Raw genomic sequence first — 17,646 nt, 5'->3', positions numbered from 1 at the left:
CGCCTAACCTTAGCCGACCTGCGGAAAGCGACCTAACCAGCGTCGGTCGATGCCGGCGCGGACGTCTCCGGCACGCCTGCCGTGCCACCGTCCCCGGCCTCCGCGCCACCGCCCGGCAGCACGTTCAGCGGTCGCATCATCTCGTTGTCCTCGTGTTCCAGCAGGTGGCAGTGCCAGGCGTAGCGGCCCGGCAGGTCGAAGCGCGCCTTGATCCGGGTCACCTCCCAGGGGTATGCGAGCACGGTGTCCATCCGTCCCCGCTCCTCCGGCGCCGGCCGCACCCGGCCCGAATGCCCTCGGCCGAGCAGCTCGAACTGGGCCTGGTGCAGGTGGACCGGATGGACGAGCCGGGTGAAGTTGCGGACCTCCCACACCTCGGTGGCGCCCAGGGTGGGCTGCTCGGTCGCCGGGTCGCTCCAGCGCATCGGCCGGCCCCGACCACGCTCGTCGAGGGTGCCGAGCAGCATCGTCATCGACCCCGACGGGCCGGACATCCGCTCGTTGAGTGACAGCCGCCGGACCCGCTCGGCCGCCGGCAGCCGGGGGCGCGACGGCAGCCGAAGCTGCTCCGGCGGCACGCTCGGGTCCGCGCCGGTCGCGGCGGTGACCACGAAGCGCAGCACCTGCCCGGTGGTCCGCGGGTCGGCCGGCGGGAAGTCCACACCGGGCCGGCCCCCGCGGTACGCCCAGTCGGGCCCCTCGTTGACGAGGTACAGCTCGGTGCCGACGGGCACGTCGCTGAAGTCGATGATCGCGTCGACCCGCTGGGCGGGGCCGAGGGCCACCCGTTCGTGCGGCACCGGCTCGGGCAGGAACCCGCCGTCGCTGCCGATCTGCCAGACCGGCAGCACCGGGCGGGCCGGTCGCGCCCTGGCGTGGGCGGCCACGCTCAGCAGCAGAAAACGGCTGTTGCAGCCGTTGAGCAGGCGGAACCGGTAACGCTGGCGCTGCACCGTGAGGCTGGGCCAGGTGCGGCCGTTGACCACGATGGTGGAGCCGACACCGGGTGACGAGTGCCCGCCCGGATAGAGCAGGTCGCCGTCGGCGGTGAAGCTCCGGTCCTGGATCATCAGCGGAATGTCGCGGTAGCGGGCGTCCGGCGGATCGTCGTGGGCCGGGCCGGGGCCGGGCAGCACCCCGTCCGGCAGGTCGCCGGCACCGCCGAGCAGGTAGAAACCGGCCGGTCCGGCGTAGACGTTCTGGGCGGTGACCCCCAACGTGTGGTCGTGGTACCAGAGGGTGGCGGGCGCCTGATCGTTGGCGTACTCGAAGGTGGCGGCGCCCGCCCCCCAGCGCAGACCGGAACGCTCGGTGAAGCGGGACCGGAACTCGTCGTACGCGCTGCCGCAGACGGCGAAGTCGGACGGCAGGTCGCGGGCCACCGGCAGGTACCACGCCTCGGCGTGCCCGTCGCTCTCCTGCGGGCTGTGTCCACCGTGCAGATGCACCACCTGGGGCACCGGCCCGCGGTATCCCCGCGGGTCGCCGTCGCGGTGCCCGTGCTGGTCCCGTTCCGCGGTTCCGCCCGCCGGGTTGGCCCAGTGCAGGGTGGGGTCGACCGGCAGCAGGTGCGGCAGGAAGTCACCCCGGCCGTCGACGAGCTGGTTGATCCAGGTCACCCGTACCGGATGGTCCACCCGGGCCACGATGCTGGGCGCCGGGTAGCCGAAGCTGCCGGGATGGGCCGGGGAGCCGTAGCCCCACACGGTCGTCCGCGGCCAGGACGCCGGCAGGATCTGCTGGCGGAACTGTCGCACCGCGATGACGTACGTGTCCCGCTCGGGACCGGTCTCCACCGCCGGCATGGCCGGTGGAATCCGCAACGGCGCGACGTACTTGGGGATGTCCGCGGCGTGCAGCGGCGCCGCCCCGGCGAGCGCGTGGCCCGCGGCCGTGGAGCCCGCCGGGACCAGCACCGCGGCACCACCGGCGGCACCGGCGGCGAGCAGTCCTCGTCTGGTGACCATGCCACACCTCCCATTCGCGTCCGATCCTCGATAAGAGAATGAGTTTCGCGGACGGGAACAAGTGCGACAGAACGCCGATGACACCCATAAGAGGGACGTTCCGCTGCGATCGGGCCATAGGCTGTCACCATGCGATTCGACCAGCACACGGTCGTCCTCCTGGTCCGACCGTCGGATCCGCCGGACCTGCCACCGGAGGCGCGCGACCGGGTGCACCGCGCCCACCTGGACCATCAGGCGGGGTTCGTGGAGCAGGGGCTGGTGCTGGCGGCCGGGCCGCTGCTGGACGCCGACGACGGCCAACTGCGGGGCTTCGTCGTGTTCTCGATCTCCGCGGAGGAGGTGCGCGGGCTCTACGCCGACGATCCGGCCGTCCGCGCCGGCCTGCTCGTCGCACGGGTGACGAGTTGGATGGTTCCGGAGGGCAACGTGCGGTTCGAGAGCGTGCCGATGCCTCGGTCGATGCTGGAGGCGGCCGCGGGCGACTGAGACCAGCCGAGCATGCCCTCGGTGGTCGGGCGCGGGCCCTCGGTGGTCAGCCGAGCAGATCCTCGACCGGGGCCACCCGCAGGTCGTCCGCCGTGCCGATGATCACCCGCAGCGACGGGAAGTAGGCGCCGAGCACCTGCCCGCACCTGTCGCAGGGCTCGACGACCTCGCGTCCACGGTCGGCGACCGTGACGATCGTCTCCAACTCGGTGACGCCCTGGGTGGCGGCGGCGCCGATCACGACCAGTTCGGCGCAGGTGTCCCCGCTGTCGTGCCGGACGTTCACGCCCGTGAAGACCCGCCCGTCCACGGTCCGGGCCGCCGACGCGACCGTGTGGTGCGGGCTGCGGCAGCGCAGCTTGGCGACAGCCGTTGCGGCCTGCACCAACGCGCGGTCGGTGTCGCGCATCTCCATCCGGCTCCCCCAGCGCTCGACGTCGGCCGCCAACTCTAGGGCCCGCTCGTGGCCGCGAAGGGACCGGAGGTGCCAGCCGGGCGGGCGGTCGGTAGCCGGGCGGAGAGCCGGCCACCCGGTAACCCAGGGGCGCTACGCCGCGAGGCTGCCTATCCTTGGGCACGACATGCAGAATCCAACCGCCTCCGTCGCGACCGACCCGGTCCGCGAGCTGCACCGCCGCCTGATCCCTCTGATGTTCCGCGACCAGCGCCGGCTCCAGCGGCGCCTCGACGGTGCCCGCAAGCTGCGCGACCCGCAGCGCCGGGAGGCGGCACTGGCCGAGATCACCGCCGACCTGGTCCGGGCCGAGCAGCGGCTCGCCACCCGCCGAGCGGCGGTGCCGGTGATCACGTACCCGGCGGGGTTGCCGGTCAGTGAGCGCAAGGACGACATCGCCGCCGCCATCCGCGATCACCAGGTGGTGATCGTGGCGGGCGAGACCGGCTCCGGCAAGACCACCCAGCTGCCCAAGATCTGCCTGGAGTTGGGGCGCGGGGTGCACGGCCTGATCGGGCACACCCAGCCCCGGCGGTTGGCGGCCCGGACGGTGGCCGACCGGATCGCCGACGAGCTGGGCACCGAGCTGGGTGACGTGGTCGGCTACAAGGTGCGCTTCAGCGATCAGGTGAGCGAGCGCAGCCTGGTCAAGCTGATGACCGACGGCATCCTGCTGGCCGAGTTGCAGACCGACCGGATGCTGCGCCAGTACGACACGTTGATCATCGACGAGGCGCACGAGCGCAGCCTCAACATCGACTTCATCCTCGGGTACCTGCGGGAGCTGCTGCCCCGCCGACCCGACCTCAAGGTGATCATCACCTCGGCGACCATCGAGACCGACCGGTTCGCCCGGCACTTCGCCGGTCCGCCCACGGCCGACGAGCCGGAGGGCGTGCCCGCGCCGGTGGTCGAGGTCTCCGGCCGCACCTACCCGGTGGAGGTGCGCTACCGGCCGCTGCTCGAACTCGCCGAGGGCGAGGAGGACGGCGACGGCGACGAGGAGACCGTCCGCGACCAGATCCAGGCGATCGGCGACGCCGTCGAGGAGCTGGCCGCCGAGGGTCCCGGCGACATCCTGGTCTTCCTCAGCGGCGAACGCGAGATCCGGGACACCGCCGACGCGCTCGCCAAACTGGTGCAGACCAAGCGCTCGCTGCTCGGCACCGAGATCCTGCCGCTGTACGCCCGGCTCTCCAGCGCCGAGCAGCACCGCGTCTTCGCCGCGCACACCTCGCGGCGGGTGGTGCTCGCCACGAACGTCGCGGAGACCTCGCTGACCGTGCCCGGCATCAAGTACGTGGTGGACCCGGGCACCGCCCGGATCTCCCGCTACTCCAGCCGGCTCAAGGTGCAGCGGCTGCCGATCGAGCCGGTCTCCCAGGCGTCGGCCAACCAGCGCAAGGGCCGCTGTGGGCGTACCTCGGACGGCATCTGCATCCGCCTCTACGACGAGCAGGACTTCCTGTCCCGGCCCGAGTTCACCGACCCGGAGATCCTGCGTACCAACCTGGCGTCGGTCATCCTCCAGATGACCGCGATCGGGCTCGGCGACCTGGCCGCGTTCCCGTTCATCGACCCACCGGACAAGCGCAACATCACCGACGGCGTCAACCTGCTGCACGAGCTGGGCGCGCTGGACCCGACCGAGGCCGACCCGGCGAAGCGGCTCACCACGTTGGGCCGGCGGCTGGCCCAGTTGCCCGTCGACCCGCGGCTGGCCCGGATGGTGGTGGAGGGCGAACGCAACGGCTGCGCCACCGAGGTGTTGGTGATCGCCGCCGCGCTCTCCATCCAGGACCCGCGCGAGCGGCCGGCGGAGAAGCAGGCCCAGGCCGACCAGGCGCACGCCCGGTTCGCCGACAAGGAGTCGGACTTCGTCGCCTACCTCAACCTGTGGCGCTACCTGCGGGAGCAGCAGCGGGAGCTGTCCTCCAGCGCGTTCCGCCGGATGTGCAAGGCGGAGTACCTGAACTACCTGCGGATCCGCGAGTGGCAGGACATCGTCGGCCAGTTGCGGCAGGTGCTGCGTACCCCGGCCGACGGCGACCGGCGCGGTGGGCGACCGGCGCGCGACACCGCCGACGGCGCGGACGCCGGCCGGGGGGAGAGCCGGCGCGGCGGCGCGGACCTGCCGGAGGAGTTCGACACCCAGAAGGTGCACCAGTCGCTGCTGCCCGGCCTGCTGTCGCACATCGGCCTGAAGGACGCCCAGAAACACGAGTACCTGGGCGCCCGGGGGGCGAAGTTCGCCGTCTTCCCCGGCTCGGCGCTGTTCAAGAAGCCGCCGCGTTGGGTGATGGCCGCCGAGTTGGTGGAGACCTCCCGACTCTGGGGCCGCATCGCCGGCCGGGTCGAGCCGGAGTGGGTCGAGCCCCTCGCACAGCACCTGGTCAAACGCAGCTACAGCGAGCCGCACTGGGAGAAGAAGCAGGCCGCCGTGATGGCCTACGAGAAGGTCACCCTGTACGGCGTCCCGCTCGTCACCTCCCGCAAGGTCAACTTCGGTCGGATCGACCCGGTGTTGAGCCGGGAGCTGTTCATCAGGCACGCCCTGGTGGAGGGCGACTGGCAGACCCACCACCAGTTCTGGGCGGACAACAAGCGGCTGCTCGCCGAGATCGAGGAGTTGGAGAGCCGGGCGCGACGCCGGGACATCCTGGTCGACGACGAGACCATCTTCGGCTTCTACGACCAGCGGATCCCCGCCGACGTGTCCTCCGGGCGGCACTTCGACAGCTGGTGGAAGAAGACCCGCCGGGAGCAGCCGGACCTGCTCACCTTCACCCGCGACGTGCTTGTCAACGACGGTCGGCCGGGGGTCGACGAGGACGACTACCCGGACGAGTGGCAGGCCGACGGGGTGCGCCTGCCACTGACGTACCGGTTCGAGCCGGGCACGCCGACCGACGGCGTCACCGTGGACATTCCGCTGCCGCTGCTCAACCAGGTGCCGGCGGAGAGTTTCGACTGGCAGGTGCCGGGGCTGCGCGAGGAGACGGTGATCGCGCTGATCCGCTCGCTGCCCAAGGCGATCCGCCGCAACTTCGTGCCGGTGCCGGACTACGCCCGCGCCGCGCTGGCGGCGATCACCCCCGGCGACGCGTCGCTGCTGGACGCGCTCACCCGTGAGCTGCGCCGGATGACCGGGGTCACCGTGCCCCGCGACGCCTGGGAGCCGGACAAGCTCCCCGCCCACCTCCGGGTGACCTTCCGGGTCCTGGGCGACGACGACAAGCCGGTCGCCGAGGGCAAGGACCTGCCGGCCCTGCAACGCCAACTCCGCCAGGAGGTACGCCAGGTGGTGGCGGCCGCCGCGCCGGAGGTGGCCCGTACCGGGCTGCGCGAGTGGAGCATCGGCACCCTGCCCCGGACCATCGAGCAGGTCCGTGCCGGTTACGCGGTCACCGCGTACCCGGCGCTCGTCGACGAGGGCGCCACCGTCGGGGTGAAGGTGTTCGACTCCCCCGCCGAGGCGGAGGCGGCGCACTGGGCCGGCACCCGTCGGCTGTTGCGACTCACCGTGCCGTCGCCCGCCCGGTTCCTGCAGGGGCGGCTCAGCAACGAGGCGAAGCTGGCGCTGAGTCGCAACCCGCACGGCGGCGTGCAGGAGCTGATCGAGGACGCGGCCGGCGCGGCGATCGACCGGCTGATCGGCGACGCCGGCGGGCCGGCCTGGGACGCCGAGGGCTTCGCGGCGCTGCGCGAGAAGGTCCGGGCCGACCTGGTCGACACGGTGGTCGAGGTGATGGACCGGGTCCGCCGGGTGCTCGCCGCCGCGTACGCCGTCGAACAGCGACTCGGCGCCACCCGCAACCTCGCCGTGGTGGCCGCGCTCGCCGACATCCGCAAACAGCTCGCCGGTCTGGTGCACGCCGGTTTCATCACGGAGGCCGGGTACGCCCGACTGCCCGACCTGCTGCGCTATCTCAGCGCCATCGAGCGTCGGTTGGAACGTCTCGGCGGCAATCCGCAGCGGGACCGCCAGCAGCAGGACCGCGTCGCGGTGGTGCAGAAGGAGTACGACGACCTGCTCGCCGCGCTGCCACCGGCCCGCCGACAGGCGACCGCCGTGCGGCAGATCCGCTGGATGATCGAGGAGTTGCGGGTGAACGTGTTCGCCCAGGCGCTGGGCACCCCGTACCCCGTCTCGGAACAGCGGATCTACCGGGCGATGGACGACGCCGAGGGCCGCTGACACCAGCGGCTCGCGGCGGTCAGCGCGCGTGCACGGAGAGCCCCCGCGGGCCTGCCACGGTCCGGACGGCGCTGGTCAGCGCCGTGCCGCGGGCCGGCGCGGCGGCGGGCGACCACCAGGCCCGGTTCTCCCGGTACCAGTGGAAGACCTCGCTCAGCCCGTCCTCGAACCGGATCTGCGGCGCGAAGCCGAGCTCATCGGTGATCTTGCGATAGTCCAGCGAGTAACGCTGGTCCTGCACCTTGCGGTCGGGCACGTGCCGGACCCGCTCCCAGCCGGCGCCGGCCAGCCGCAGGATCCGCTCGGCGAGGGCGCGGTTGGTGAGTTCGAGGTCACCACCGATGTTGTAGACCTCGCCGGCCCGGCCCTTGGCCAGCACCAGGGCGATGGCCCGGCAATGGTCGTCCACGTGCAGCCACTCGCGCACCGCGCTGCCGTCGCCGTGCAGGGTGATGTCCTGACCGGTGAGCAGACTGGTGACGAAGCGCGGGATGACCTTCTCCACATGCTGGTACGGGCCGTAGTTGTTGGCGCAGCGGGTGATCGACACGTCCACGTCGTACGTGCGCCAGTAGGACCGGACCACACAGTCGCTGGCGGCCTTCGACGCCGCGTACGGGGAGTTGGGCTCCAGCACGCAGTTCTCGTTCCAGGAGCCCGTGCTGATCGACCCGTACACCTCGTCGGTGGAGACGTGCACGACCCGCCCGACGCCACCGCTGACACACGCGGCCAGCAGGTGGTGCGAGCCCATCACGTTCGTCTCGAAGAACGGCGCCGGGTCGTCGATGGACCGGTCGACGTGGGACTCGGCGGCGAAGTGCACCACGGCGTCGTGCCCCGGCACCACGTCGGCGAGCAACTGCCGGTCGCAGATGTCCCCGCGGACGAACGTCAGGCGGGGGTGCGCGGCCGGCAGGTTGGCCCGGTCACTGGCGTACGTCAGCTTGTCGATCACGGTCACGTCGCAGTGCTCGAACCCGGTGTACCGCCCGCCGAGCAGACTGCGCGCGAAATGTGACCCGATGAAGCCAGCACCGCCGGTAACCAGGATCCTCATGGATGCCTCCCTGCCGGCGAGAAACGGCGTCGGCGCGTCATGCTGAGACGAATGGGGCTTTTGCCCGCAAGGAACCACCTTAGGTGACACGCACCGACACGGACGGTGATATCTGCGCCTTAAGCATGAATTAACCCAGTGGGTCGATTACCGGACCCGATCAGAGCGGATCCACCCCCGGCGGAAGGTCGTCACCGTCGATCGCCGCCTGGATGTAGTCGAGCAGGATCCGCCGCAGTTCCCGGCCGGCGTGGGTCGGCACGACGTCGCGCCGACGGGCCACCGCGATGGTCCGCCGCACGCCGGGCGGGGCGAGGGGGGTGATCCGCACGCCCGGCCGGCGAGCCAGCACGATGCCGGGTACGAGCGCGATGCCGAGCCCCGCCTCGACGAAACTCAGCACCGCGTCCATCTCGCCGCCGTCCACCGCAAACGTCGGTTCGAAGCCCGCGTCGCGGCACGCCTGGATGGTGGCGTCGCGCAGGTCGTACCCCTCCCGGAACATCACCATCGGCTGGTCGCGCAGGTCGGTGATGCGCAGCTCCCCGGTCGTCGACGCGGTCGCCACCTCCCCCACCGAGGCCACCACCAGGCTCTCGCGCAGGATCGGGTCGACGCGCAGGCCCGGATCGGCGCCCTGGGCCGGCATGATGATCAGCGCCAGGTCGAGGTCGCCGCGCAGCAGGTCGCGGACGAGGTCCTGGGAGCCGCCCTCCTCGACGCGCAGGTCGATGGTGGGGTGGGCGTCGCGGAACCGGCGCAGCACCGGCGGGGCGAGCGAGGTGGCCAGGCTCGGGGTGGCCCCGAGCCGGACCCGGCCCCGGCGCAGCCCGACCAGCTCCTGCACCTCCCGGGTCGCGGTCTCCACGTCGGCGAGGATCCGGGTGGCCAACGGCAGCAGCACCTCACCCGCCGCGGTGAGCGCGATGTTGCCCCTTACCCGTTCGAACAGGGGTGCCCCGAGGTCGGCCTCCAGAGCGTGAATTTGCTTACTGAGAGACGGCTGAGTGATGCCCACGATGTCGGCGGCTTGGGTGAAATGTCGTACTTCGGCCACCGCGACGAAGTACCTGAGCTGATGGAGCTGCATCTACATAGCCTACGGCTATCAACACTACGAGTTTGATGCATTGGACGACTGATCGAAGTGCTCCTAGCGTCGGTCCTGTGGTAATCACGAGAACTCGGTCGCCCATCCGCTCGAACGTCGGCCTGAAGGCCGTCATGGCGGTGACGGGCATCCTGCTGGCGCTGTTCCTCATCGCGCACATGTTCGGGAACCTGAAGGTGTTCACGGGGGAGACCTCGTTCGACCACTACGCGCACTGGCTGCGCGACATCGGCAAGCCGCTGCTGCCCGGCGTCTGGTTCCTGTGGATCCTCCGTACCGTGCTGGTGGTGGCGGTCGTCGCCCACATCGTGGCGGCCACCGTGCTGGCCCGGCGCGCCCGCGCGGCCCGCCCGGTCAAGTACGCCCACCGCAAGAAGGTCAACGGCAGCTACGCGGCCCGCACCATGCGGTGGGGCGGCGTGATCATCCTGCTCTTCGTGATCTACCACCTGCTGGACCTGACCACCGGCACCCTGAACCCGGTCGGCGACGCCAGCAAGCCGTACGGCAACGTCGTCGCCGACTTCGCACCGGAGCGCTGGTACGTCACGCTCTTCTACACGCTCGCCATCCTCGCGGTGGGCTTCCACCTGCGCCACGGCGCGTTCAGCGCGTTCCGCAGCCTCGGCCAGCAGACGCCGCGCGGCGAGCGTCGGGCGCGTACCGCCGCGCTCGTCTTCGCCGTGCTGCTGTGCGCCGGATACCTGGTGGTCCCGTTCGCCGTACTCACCGGATTGGTGTCCTGACATGGAACTCTTCACCGAGGGCGACCCGATCGCCGACACCAGGGCTCCCGCCGGCCCGGTCGAGAAGCGTTGGGAGACCCGACGCTTCGAGGCCAAGCTGGTCAACCCCGCCAACCGCCGCAAGATGACGGTGATCGTGGTCGGCACCGGCCTGGCCGGCGGCTCCGCCGCCGCGACCCTGGCCGAGCAGGGCTACCACGTCAAGTCCTACTGCTACCAGGACAGCCCGCGCCGGGCGCACTCCATCGCGGCCCAGGGCGGCATCAACGCGGCGAAGAACTACCGCAACGACGGCGACTCCGTCCACCGGCTGTTCTACGACACCGTCAAGGGTGGCGACTTCCGCTCCCGCGAGTCGAACGTGCACCGGCTCGCCGAGGTGTCCGTCAACATCATCGACCAGTGCGTCGCCCAGGGCGTGCCGTTCGCCCGCGAGTACGGCGGTCTGCTGGACACCCGCTCCTTCGGCGGCGCCCAGGTGCAGCGCACCTTCTACGCCCGGGGCCAGACGGGCCAGCAACTGCTGCTCGGCGCGTACCAGGCCCTCGAACGGCAGATCGGCCTCGGCAACGTCGAGATGAACGCCCGGCACGAGATGCTGGAGCTGGTCCTCGTCGACGGCAAGGCCCGCGGCATCGTCGTCCGGGACCTGGTCACCGGCGAGATCAGCACCGAGATGGCCGACGCCGTCGTGCTCGCCTCCGGCGGCTACGGCAACGTCTTCTACCTCTCCACGAACGCCAAGGGCTGCAACGTCACCGCCACCTGGCGGGCCCACCGCAAGGGCGCGTACTTCGCCAACCCCTGCTACACCCAGATCCACCCGACCTGCATCCCCGTCTCCGGCGACCACCAGTCGAAGCTGACCCTGATGAGCGAGTCGCTGCGCAACGACGGCCGGGTCTGGGTGCCGAAGACCAAGGGCGACGACCGCAGCCCGAAGGACATTCCCGAGGACGAGCGGGACTACTACCTGGAGCGGATCTACCCCTCCTTCGGCAACCTGGTCCCCCGCGACATCGCCTCCCGCGCCGCGAAGAACGTGTGCGACGAGGGTCGGGGCGTCGGCCCGACGAAGCTCGGCGTCTACCTCGACTTCGCCGACGCCATCGGCCGGCTCGGTCGCAAGGCCATCGAGGCCAAGTACGGCAACCTCTTCGAGATGTACGAGCGGATCACCGGCGAGGACCCGTACGAGGTGCCGATGCGGATCTACCCCGCCGTGCACTACACGATGGGCGGCCTGTGGGTCGACTACGACCTCCAGTCGAACATCCCCGGCCTGTTCGTGATCGGCGAGGCGAACTTCTCCGACCACGGCGCCAACCGCCTCGGCGCCTCGGCGCTGATGCAGGGCCTCGCCGACGGCTACTTCGTACTGCCCACCACCATCGCCAACTACCTGGCCTCCGGCCCGTTGGAGAAGGTCGACGCCAGCCACCCGGCGGCCGTCGAGGCGCGCACCGACGTCGAGGACCGCGTCCAGCGGCTGCTCGCGGTCGACGGCGACCGGACCGTGGACTCGTTCCACCGGGAACTGGGCCAGATCATGTGGGAACACTGCGGCATGGAACGCAGCGAGGCCGGGCTGCGCAAGGCGATCGACGAGATCCGCGCCCTGCGCGAGCAGTTCTGGCAGCGGGTCAAGGTGTCCGGCACCGGCGAGGAGCTGAACCAGTCGCTGGAGAAGGCCGGCCGCGTCGCCGACTTCTTCGAGCTGGCCGAGCTGATGTGCATCGACGCCCTGCACCGCGAGGAGTCCTGCGGCGGCCACTTCCGGGCCGAGCACCAGACCTCCGACGGTGAGGCGCAGCGCGACGACGACCGGTTCGCGTACGTGGCGGCCTGGGAGTTCACCGCCACCGGTGAGCCCTCGGTGCTGCACAAGGAAGACCTGAAGTTCGAATACGTCCACCCCACGCAGCGGAGCTACAAGTGAACCTGACCCTGCGCATCTGGCGCCAGAAGGGCCCTGAGGACAAGGGTCGGATGGTGACCTACCCGGTCGACGACGTGTCCCCGGACATGTCCTTCCTGGAGATGCTCGACGTACTCAACGAGCGGCTCATCCTCGCCGGCGAGGACCCGGTCGCCTTCGACCACGACTGCCGCGAGGGCATCTGCGGCATGTGCGGCCTGATGATCAACGGCGACGCGCACGGGCCCCAGCGCGGCACCACCGCCTGCCAACTGCACATGCGGCAGTTCACCGACGGCGAGACGATCGACATCGAGCCGTGGCGGGCCAGCGCCTTCCCGGTCATCAAGGACCTGGTGGTCAACCGGGGCGCCTTCGACAAGATCATCGCCGCCGGTGGTTACATCACCGCGCCGACCGGCAGCGCGCCCGAGGCCCACTCCACCCCGGTCGCCAAGGCCAACGCCGACGCCGCCTTCGAGTCGGCGGCCTGCATCGGCTGCGGCGCGTGCGTGGCAGCCTGCCCCAACGGCTCCGGCATGCTCTTCACCGCCGCCAAGCTCACCCAACTCTCGCTGCTGCCGCAGGGCCAGCCCGAGCGCTACACCCGGGTCATCGGCATGGTCGACGCGCACGACGAGGCCGGCTTCGGCGGCTGCACAAACGCCGGCGAATGCACCCCGGCCTGCCCGAAGGGCATCCCGCTGAACACCATCGGCCGCCTCAACCGCGACTACCTCGCGGCCACCGCCAAGGGGGCCGGCAACACCCCCGGCTCCTGAGGCGCCGACCACCTGGACCGCCGTACCCTTCGCAAGGGGGTACGGCGGTCTGGCGTTTGTCCTGCTTCGGGCTTCGGGCTTTGGGCTTGGTTGCGGGTGGGGCTGGGGCGACCGTCCCCGGCTCCGGGCGGTCAGGCTTGATCCCTCCGCCGGGGACGGTCGCCCCAGCCCTGACGTTGGTCACGGCCCGTCCGCCGGTTGCGCTCCTGCTGGGGTACGCCGACAGCGGCCTACCGACGCCCCGTCAAAGACAGCCCACCTCGCCCCCGCCACACCTAGCCCCGCCACACCTCGCCCCCGCCACACCTCGCCTCGTCATGCCTCGCCCCGACGTGCCTCGCCCCCACGTGCCTCGCCCCCACGTGCCTCGCCCCGACACCGACCTCCTCACCCCCGTCACGCTTCGCCTCATCGCACCTGTCTGCTCCGATGTGTCCCGCCTCGGACCGCCTCGCCCAGTCCCGCCTCGCCCCACCGCACCTGCTGGGCTCCGATGTGTCCCGCTCGCCCCTCTACATCGCATGATCCACTCGCATTTCAGGACGTCGGCCTGTCAACGGGCCTCGAATGCCGCGACTTCAAGGAACGCGAGTGGATCAAGTCGATCTCGGCCTGGATGAGCCGCAAACCAGGGCGACAAATACCCTCAAGGCAAGCATTTCGCTGCTCGATGCGCGGCTCGTTGACCCGTCCCCGAAGCGCACAAGCAACAGCCACCGACGGACCCGCCCACCGGCCCGCCCCATCAACCCGGCCCACGAGCCAGGGGCACGGACCCGGGGCACGGACCCGGGGCACCAACCCGGGGGCACCAACCCTGGGCACGGACCCGGGGCACGGACCCGGGGCACCAACCCGGGGGCACCAACCCGGGGCACGGACCCGGGGCACCAACCCGGGGCACAGACCCGGGGCACCAACCCGGGGCACAGACCCGGGGCACCAACCCGGGGCACAGACCCGGGGCACGGCCGGAGTCGCAGGTCAGCTCACGGGTCAGCTCACCGAGCGCACGGCGGCGATATGCCGATTCGTCATGACGGCTCGTAGCTCCAGCCCGGCCAGGCCGCTTGATCGACTCGCGTTCAATGAAGTCGCGGTTTCCGAGGCGCGTTGACGGCCCGACTTCAAAGAACCCGAGTGGATCATGTCCACGCTGGGAGATGCGCCGGGTGCGCCCGGGTTGGGAGCGAGCCGGGTACGGGCAGTGGCCACCCACGGGCTGGGGGCGACCGTGCCCGGCGGAGGGATCAAGCCTGACCGCCCGGAGCCGGGCACGGTCGCCCCCAGCCCTGACCGCAACCACCGACCACCAACCACGGACCACCGACCACCAAGACCACCGACCACCAAGACCACCGGCACACCCGACACCAGGGCCAACAGGACCGCCAGCGCCAACGCCCCTCGAACCCTGCCCCTCGGGCGCGGCCGGTTCAACTCCTCTCTCCCGGGTAGCAGTCAGGCAGCGACCAAGGGGAGGTAACCAGTCATGAAGGCGTTGACCTGGCAGGGCAAGCGGGACGTACGGGTCGAGGAGGTGCCGGATCCGCGGATCGAGGAGCCGACCGACGCGATCGTGAAGATCACGTCGACTGCGATCTGTGGTTCCGACCTGCACCTGTACGAGGTGCTCGGGCCGTACCTCAAGCCCGGTGACGTCCTGGGCCACGAACCGATGGGCATCGTCCAGGAGGTCGGGTCGGGGGTGACCGGGCTCAAGCCGGGCGACCGGGTGGTGGTGCCGTTCAACATCTCCTGCGGGAGTTGCTGGATGTGCCAACGCCAGCTCTACGCCCAGTGCGAGACCACCCAGGTCACCAGCGAGGGCAAGGGTGCGGCGTTGTTCGGTTACACCTCGCTCTACGGTTCGGTGCCCGGTGGGCAGGCCGAGTACCTGCGTGTCCCGCAGGCCCACTTCGGGCCGATCAAGATCCCGGAGACTGGCGCGGACGAGCGGTACCTCTACCTGTCCGACATCCTGCCCACCGCGTGGCAGGCCGTGAAGTACGCGGACACTCCACCCGGCGGCACCCTTGCCGTCTTCGGGTTGGGCCCGGTCGGGCAGTTCTGCGCCCGGATCGGCCGCCACCTCGGAGCCGGCCGGGTGATCGGGTTGGATCTGGTGCCGGAGCGGCTGGAGTTGGCCCGTCGGCACGGCATCGAGGTGCTCGACGTCCGTGAGCTGTCCGACGTGCCGGGCGCGCTCATCGACCTGGTCGACGGGCGCGGCCCGGACGCGGTGATCGACGCGGTCGGGATGGAGGCGCACGGTTCCCCGGGGGGCAAGTTGGCCCACGCCGCCGTCGGGCTGCTGCCGGACAAGCTGGCGCAGGTGATGACCGACAAGGGCGCCCTGGATCGGCTGTCGGTTCTGCATGCCGCCGTCAAGGCGGTCCGGCGCGGCGGCACCGTGTCGATCTCCGGCGTGTACGGCGGTGAGGTGGACCCGATGCCGCTGATGGAGATGTTCGATCGGGGCATCCAACTGCGGATGGGGCAGTGTCACGTGCGTCGGTGGACCGACGAGATCCTGCCGCTGCTCGCCGGTGACGACGACCCGCTGGGCGTCGAGGACCTGCGTACCCACCGGGTGCCGCTGGTTCGTGCCCCGCAGGCGTACGAGATGTTCCAGAAGAAGGAGGACGGCTGCATCAAGGTCGTGCTCGAACCGTGAGTCGGGTGGTGGTGGTCGTCGGCGCGAGCAGCGGAATCGGCCGGGCGACAGCCCGGGCGTTCGCCGAGCGCGGCGACCGCCTCGTCCTCGCCGCCCGTGCGACCACCACCCTGGTCGAGGTACGCGCGGAGTGCGCCGAGGTACGCGCGGAGTGCGCCGACGTCGATGTGCTGACCGTGCCGACCGACGTCACCGTGCCGGGCGCGTTGGAGGCGCTGGCGGACGCGGCGCTCGACCGGTTCGGCCGGATCGACGTCTGGGTGCACACGGCCGCGGTGATGGCCTACGGGCGCTTCGACGAGTTACCCGAACGGGTCTTCGACCAGGTGGTACGGACCGATCTGCTCGGCGCCGCCGGCTCGGTCCGGGTGGCGCTGCGGCACTTCCGGGCCGCCGGGGCCGGCACGGTCATCCTCACCGGCTCGGTGCTCGGGCACATCACGGCGCCGTACATGAGCGCGTACGTGGCGAGCAAGTGGGGGTTGCAGGGTCTGGTCCGGACGGTGCAGCAGGAGTTGCGCGACAGCCCGCAGGTCCGGCTGTGCCTGGTCAACCCGGGCAGCGTGGACACGCCCGTATACCAGCAGGCGGCCAACTATCTGGGCCGGATCGGCCGGCCCCCACCGCCGATCGCCAGCCCGCAGCGGGTGGCTCGTGCCATCGTGGACTGTGTGGACCGGCCCCGCCGGGAGATCTCCGTGGGCCGGCTCAACGTGCTGCTGCGGGCCGGCTTCACCGTACTGCCGGGGGTCTACGACGTGTTGGTCGGACCGCTGATGCGGGCGATGGGCCTCAGTGGACGGCCGACCGTCGCCCACGACGGCTCGGTCTTCACCCCGAACCCGGCCGGCGAGGCCGTACGCGGCGGTCACCTGCCCGACCTGCGGCAACTCGTGGCGGGGCCGGCGAGCGCGGTGGGGGCCGCGCTGCGCCGACGGCTCGGCTGATCTGTTCGGGAGTGTTTGCGACAGTTTGGAGTCGTCGTGCGTCGATCAACTCGCCTAGGGTGGTGGGCCAGCAAGCGCTCTGGCGCTCCACTATGGGGGAGACGATCGACCATGCGACTGAATCGCAGAACGGCACTCGGTCTGGGCACGATGGCTACCGCCGGGACGGTGTTGGGCGCCGCGTCGCCGGCGAGCGCCGCGTCGCCGGCGAGCACCAACGAGACCACACCGACCACGCCCGCCCGGGCCGCCCAGCGGGTCGCCTCCGTGTTCACCAGGCACAGCACCGAAGCCGGTGGCAACTGGCAGGCGTACGTCAGCGTCGCCGACCCGGCCGGTGCGCCGGTGGTCGCGGTGCAGGCCGACGCGGACCGGCGGATCGAGGCGTACAGCGTCAACAAGATCGCGGTTGCCACGGCGGTGCTCGACAAGGTCGACCGGGGGCTGCTCACCCTGGACCAGCAGGTCGAGGTGAGCGCGGCGATCGTCGTGCCGGGCGGCGACGGCATCTTCAGCCTGGACGGCGCGTACCCGAGCCTGGTGACCATCGGGCACGTGCTGGCCAACCTGCTGACCGTCTCGGACGACACGGCGGTCCGGCTCTGCGGCCTGGTCGCTCCGGCCGCTGAGATCAACTCCATCCTGGTCGCCAAGGGCTTCCCGAACACCCAGGTCCAGCCGGTGGCCAACCCGAACCGGTTCTTCCTCGGCACCAGCACCCCCCGGGAGACGCACGACCTGCTGCGCGCGCTGGTCGCCGGCACGCTGCTCTCCCCCGCCTCGACGACGTACCTGCTGGGCATCCTGCGCTCCCCGGTGGCGTTCACCGACGGCATCCGGCGCACCATGTCCTCCGACGAGCGGGCCCGGATCGCCACCAAGGCCGGCTGGTACGCCGACGCCCGGCACGAGGCCGGCGTGATCTTCGACCGCTCCGGCGTGGCGGTGCTCACCTACGCGCTCTTCGCCGACGGGCAGGCCGACCCGGACAACTTCGGCGCGACCCACCCGGCGGTGCAGGCCCGCGCCGCCATGGGCCCCAAGTTCCTGGCCGCGGTGGACCGCATCGCGGGCGTGGGCAAGACGTTCCGGATCACCGCCCGCCGCCCCAGCAACGGCGGCTAGGGCGCGTGTCAAAGTCCTGGGTCGAGCCGAGGCGGAGTCCAGGCGGCGATCCGGCAAGGCGGAGATTGGTCCGGATACAACACCGGTATCCGGACCAATCTCCAACGCGGCCGGTCGTCGTCTGGGCCCGCCGCAGGCCGGCCAGAGGCTTTGACACACGCCCTGGGGCACT

The 17,646-nt window shown here is 71.1% G+C and carries 12 protein-coding genes; 8 read left to right on the top strand and 4 right to left on the bottom strand.

Annotation, left to right across the window (positions count from 1 at the left end; genetic code table 11):
* Positions 1–32: 32 nt before the first annotated feature.
* The gene (locus tag ACGFH8_RS15765; RefSeq protein ID WP_393367526.1) at positions 33–1,967 is read right to left on the bottom strand and encodes a multicopper oxidase family protein; all 1,935 of its coding nucleotides are present in this window, start codon (positions 1,965–1,967) and stop codon (positions 33–35) included.
* A 129-nt stretch (positions 1,968–2,096) separates the two neighbouring features.
* On the opposite strand from ACGFH8_RS15765, the gene ACGFH8_RS15760 reads away from it, so the two are divergent.
* A complete protein-coding gene (locus ACGFH8_RS15760; protein ID WP_393367524.1) occupies positions 2,097–2,456 on the top strand; it encodes a YciI family protein in 360 nt (119 codons plus the stop codon).
* A 46-nt stretch (positions 2,457–2,502) separates the two neighbouring features.
* Here ACGFH8_RS15760 and ACGFH8_RS15755 read toward each other — a convergent pair whose 3' ends face one another.
* Positions 2,503–2,871, bottom strand: a complete 369-nt coding sequence (locus ACGFH8_RS15755) for a cytidine deaminase family protein (protein ID WP_393367522.1) — start codon at positions 2,869–2,871, stop codon at positions 2,503–2,505.
* A 166-nt stretch (positions 2,872–3,037) separates the two neighbouring features.
* On the opposite strand from ACGFH8_RS15755, the gene hrpA reads away from it, so the two are divergent.
* Positions 3,038–7,108, top strand: coding sequence for an ATP-dependent RNA helicase HrpA (gene hrpA / locus ACGFH8_RS15750; protein WP_393367520.1), 4,071 nt, complete (start codon positions 3,038–3,040; stop codon positions 7,106–7,108).
* Between the two features lie 19 nt (positions 7,109–7,127).
* On the opposite strand, the gene rfbB is transcribed toward hrpA, so the two are convergent.
* Both rfbB and ACGFH8_RS15740 read right to left on the bottom strand, forming a co-directional pair.
* On the bottom strand, positions 7,128–8,168 hold the full coding sequence (gene rfbB, locus ACGFH8_RS15745; RefSeq protein WP_393367518.1) for a dTDP-glucose 4,6-dehydratase: 1,041 nt from the start codon (positions 8,166–8,168) through the stop codon (positions 7,128–7,130).
* A gap of 160 nt (positions 8,169–8,328) precedes the next feature.
* A complete protein-coding gene (locus ACGFH8_RS15740; protein ID WP_393367516.1) occupies positions 8,329–9,258 on the bottom strand; it encodes a LysR family transcriptional regulator in 930 nt (309 codons plus the stop codon).
* Between the two features lie 35 nt (positions 9,259–9,293).
* On the opposite strand from ACGFH8_RS15740, the gene ACGFH8_RS15735 reads away from it, so the two are divergent.
* The 6 genes from ACGFH8_RS15735 to ACGFH8_RS15710 all read left to right on the top strand — a co-directional run bounded on the left by ACGFH8_RS15735 (position 9,294) and on the right by ACGFH8_RS15710 (position 17,474).
* Positions 9,294–10,025: a succinate dehydrogenase cytochrome b subunit gene (locus tag ACGFH8_RS15735; protein ID WP_393367515.1), complete on the top strand. Its 732-nt coding sequence runs from the start codon at positions 9,294–9,296 to the stop codon at positions 10,023–10,025.
* 1 nt (position 10,026) lies between these two features.
* Positions 10,027–11,964 carry a fumarate reductase/succinate dehydrogenase flavoprotein subunit gene (locus ACGFH8_RS15730; protein WP_393367513.1) on the top strand — a complete coding sequence of 646 codons (1,938 nt, stop codon included), beginning with the start codon at positions 10,027–10,029 and terminating at the stop codon, positions 11,962–11,964.
* Entirely contained in the window at positions 11,961–12,725 is a 765-nt protein-coding gene (locus ACGFH8_RS15725; RefSeq protein WP_357245649.1) for a succinate dehydrogenase/fumarate reductase iron-sulfur subunit, read from the top strand. The genes ACGFH8_RS15730 and ACGFH8_RS15725 overlap by 4 nt, the downstream gene beginning before the upstream one ends.
* Positions 12,726–14,217: 1,492 nt before the next feature.
* Complete coding sequence (locus ACGFH8_RS15720) at positions 14,218–15,402, top strand: zinc-dependent alcohol dehydrogenase (protein WP_393367511.1); 1,185 nt, start codon at positions 14,218–14,220, stop codon at positions 15,400–15,402.
* On the top strand, positions 15,399–16,349 hold the full coding sequence (locus tag ACGFH8_RS15715; RefSeq protein WP_393367509.1) for an SDR family NAD(P)-dependent oxidoreductase: 951 nt from the start codon (positions 15,399–15,401) through the stop codon (positions 16,347–16,349). The genes ACGFH8_RS15720 and ACGFH8_RS15715 overlap by 4 nt, the downstream gene beginning before the upstream one ends.
* A 111-nt stretch (positions 16,350–16,460) precedes the next feature.
* Entirely contained in the window at positions 16,461–17,474 is a 1,014-nt protein-coding gene (locus ACGFH8_RS15710; protein WP_393367507.1) for a serine hydrolase, read from the top strand.
* Positions 17,475–17,646 lie beyond the last annotated feature (172 nt).

This window comes from Micromonospora sp. NPDC049175, from assembly GCF_043197345.1.
Lineage (GTDB): Bacteria > Actinomycetota > Actinomycetes > Mycobacteriales > Micromonosporaceae > Micromonospora.
This window is presented reverse-complemented; position numbering and strand designations above follow the sequence as displayed.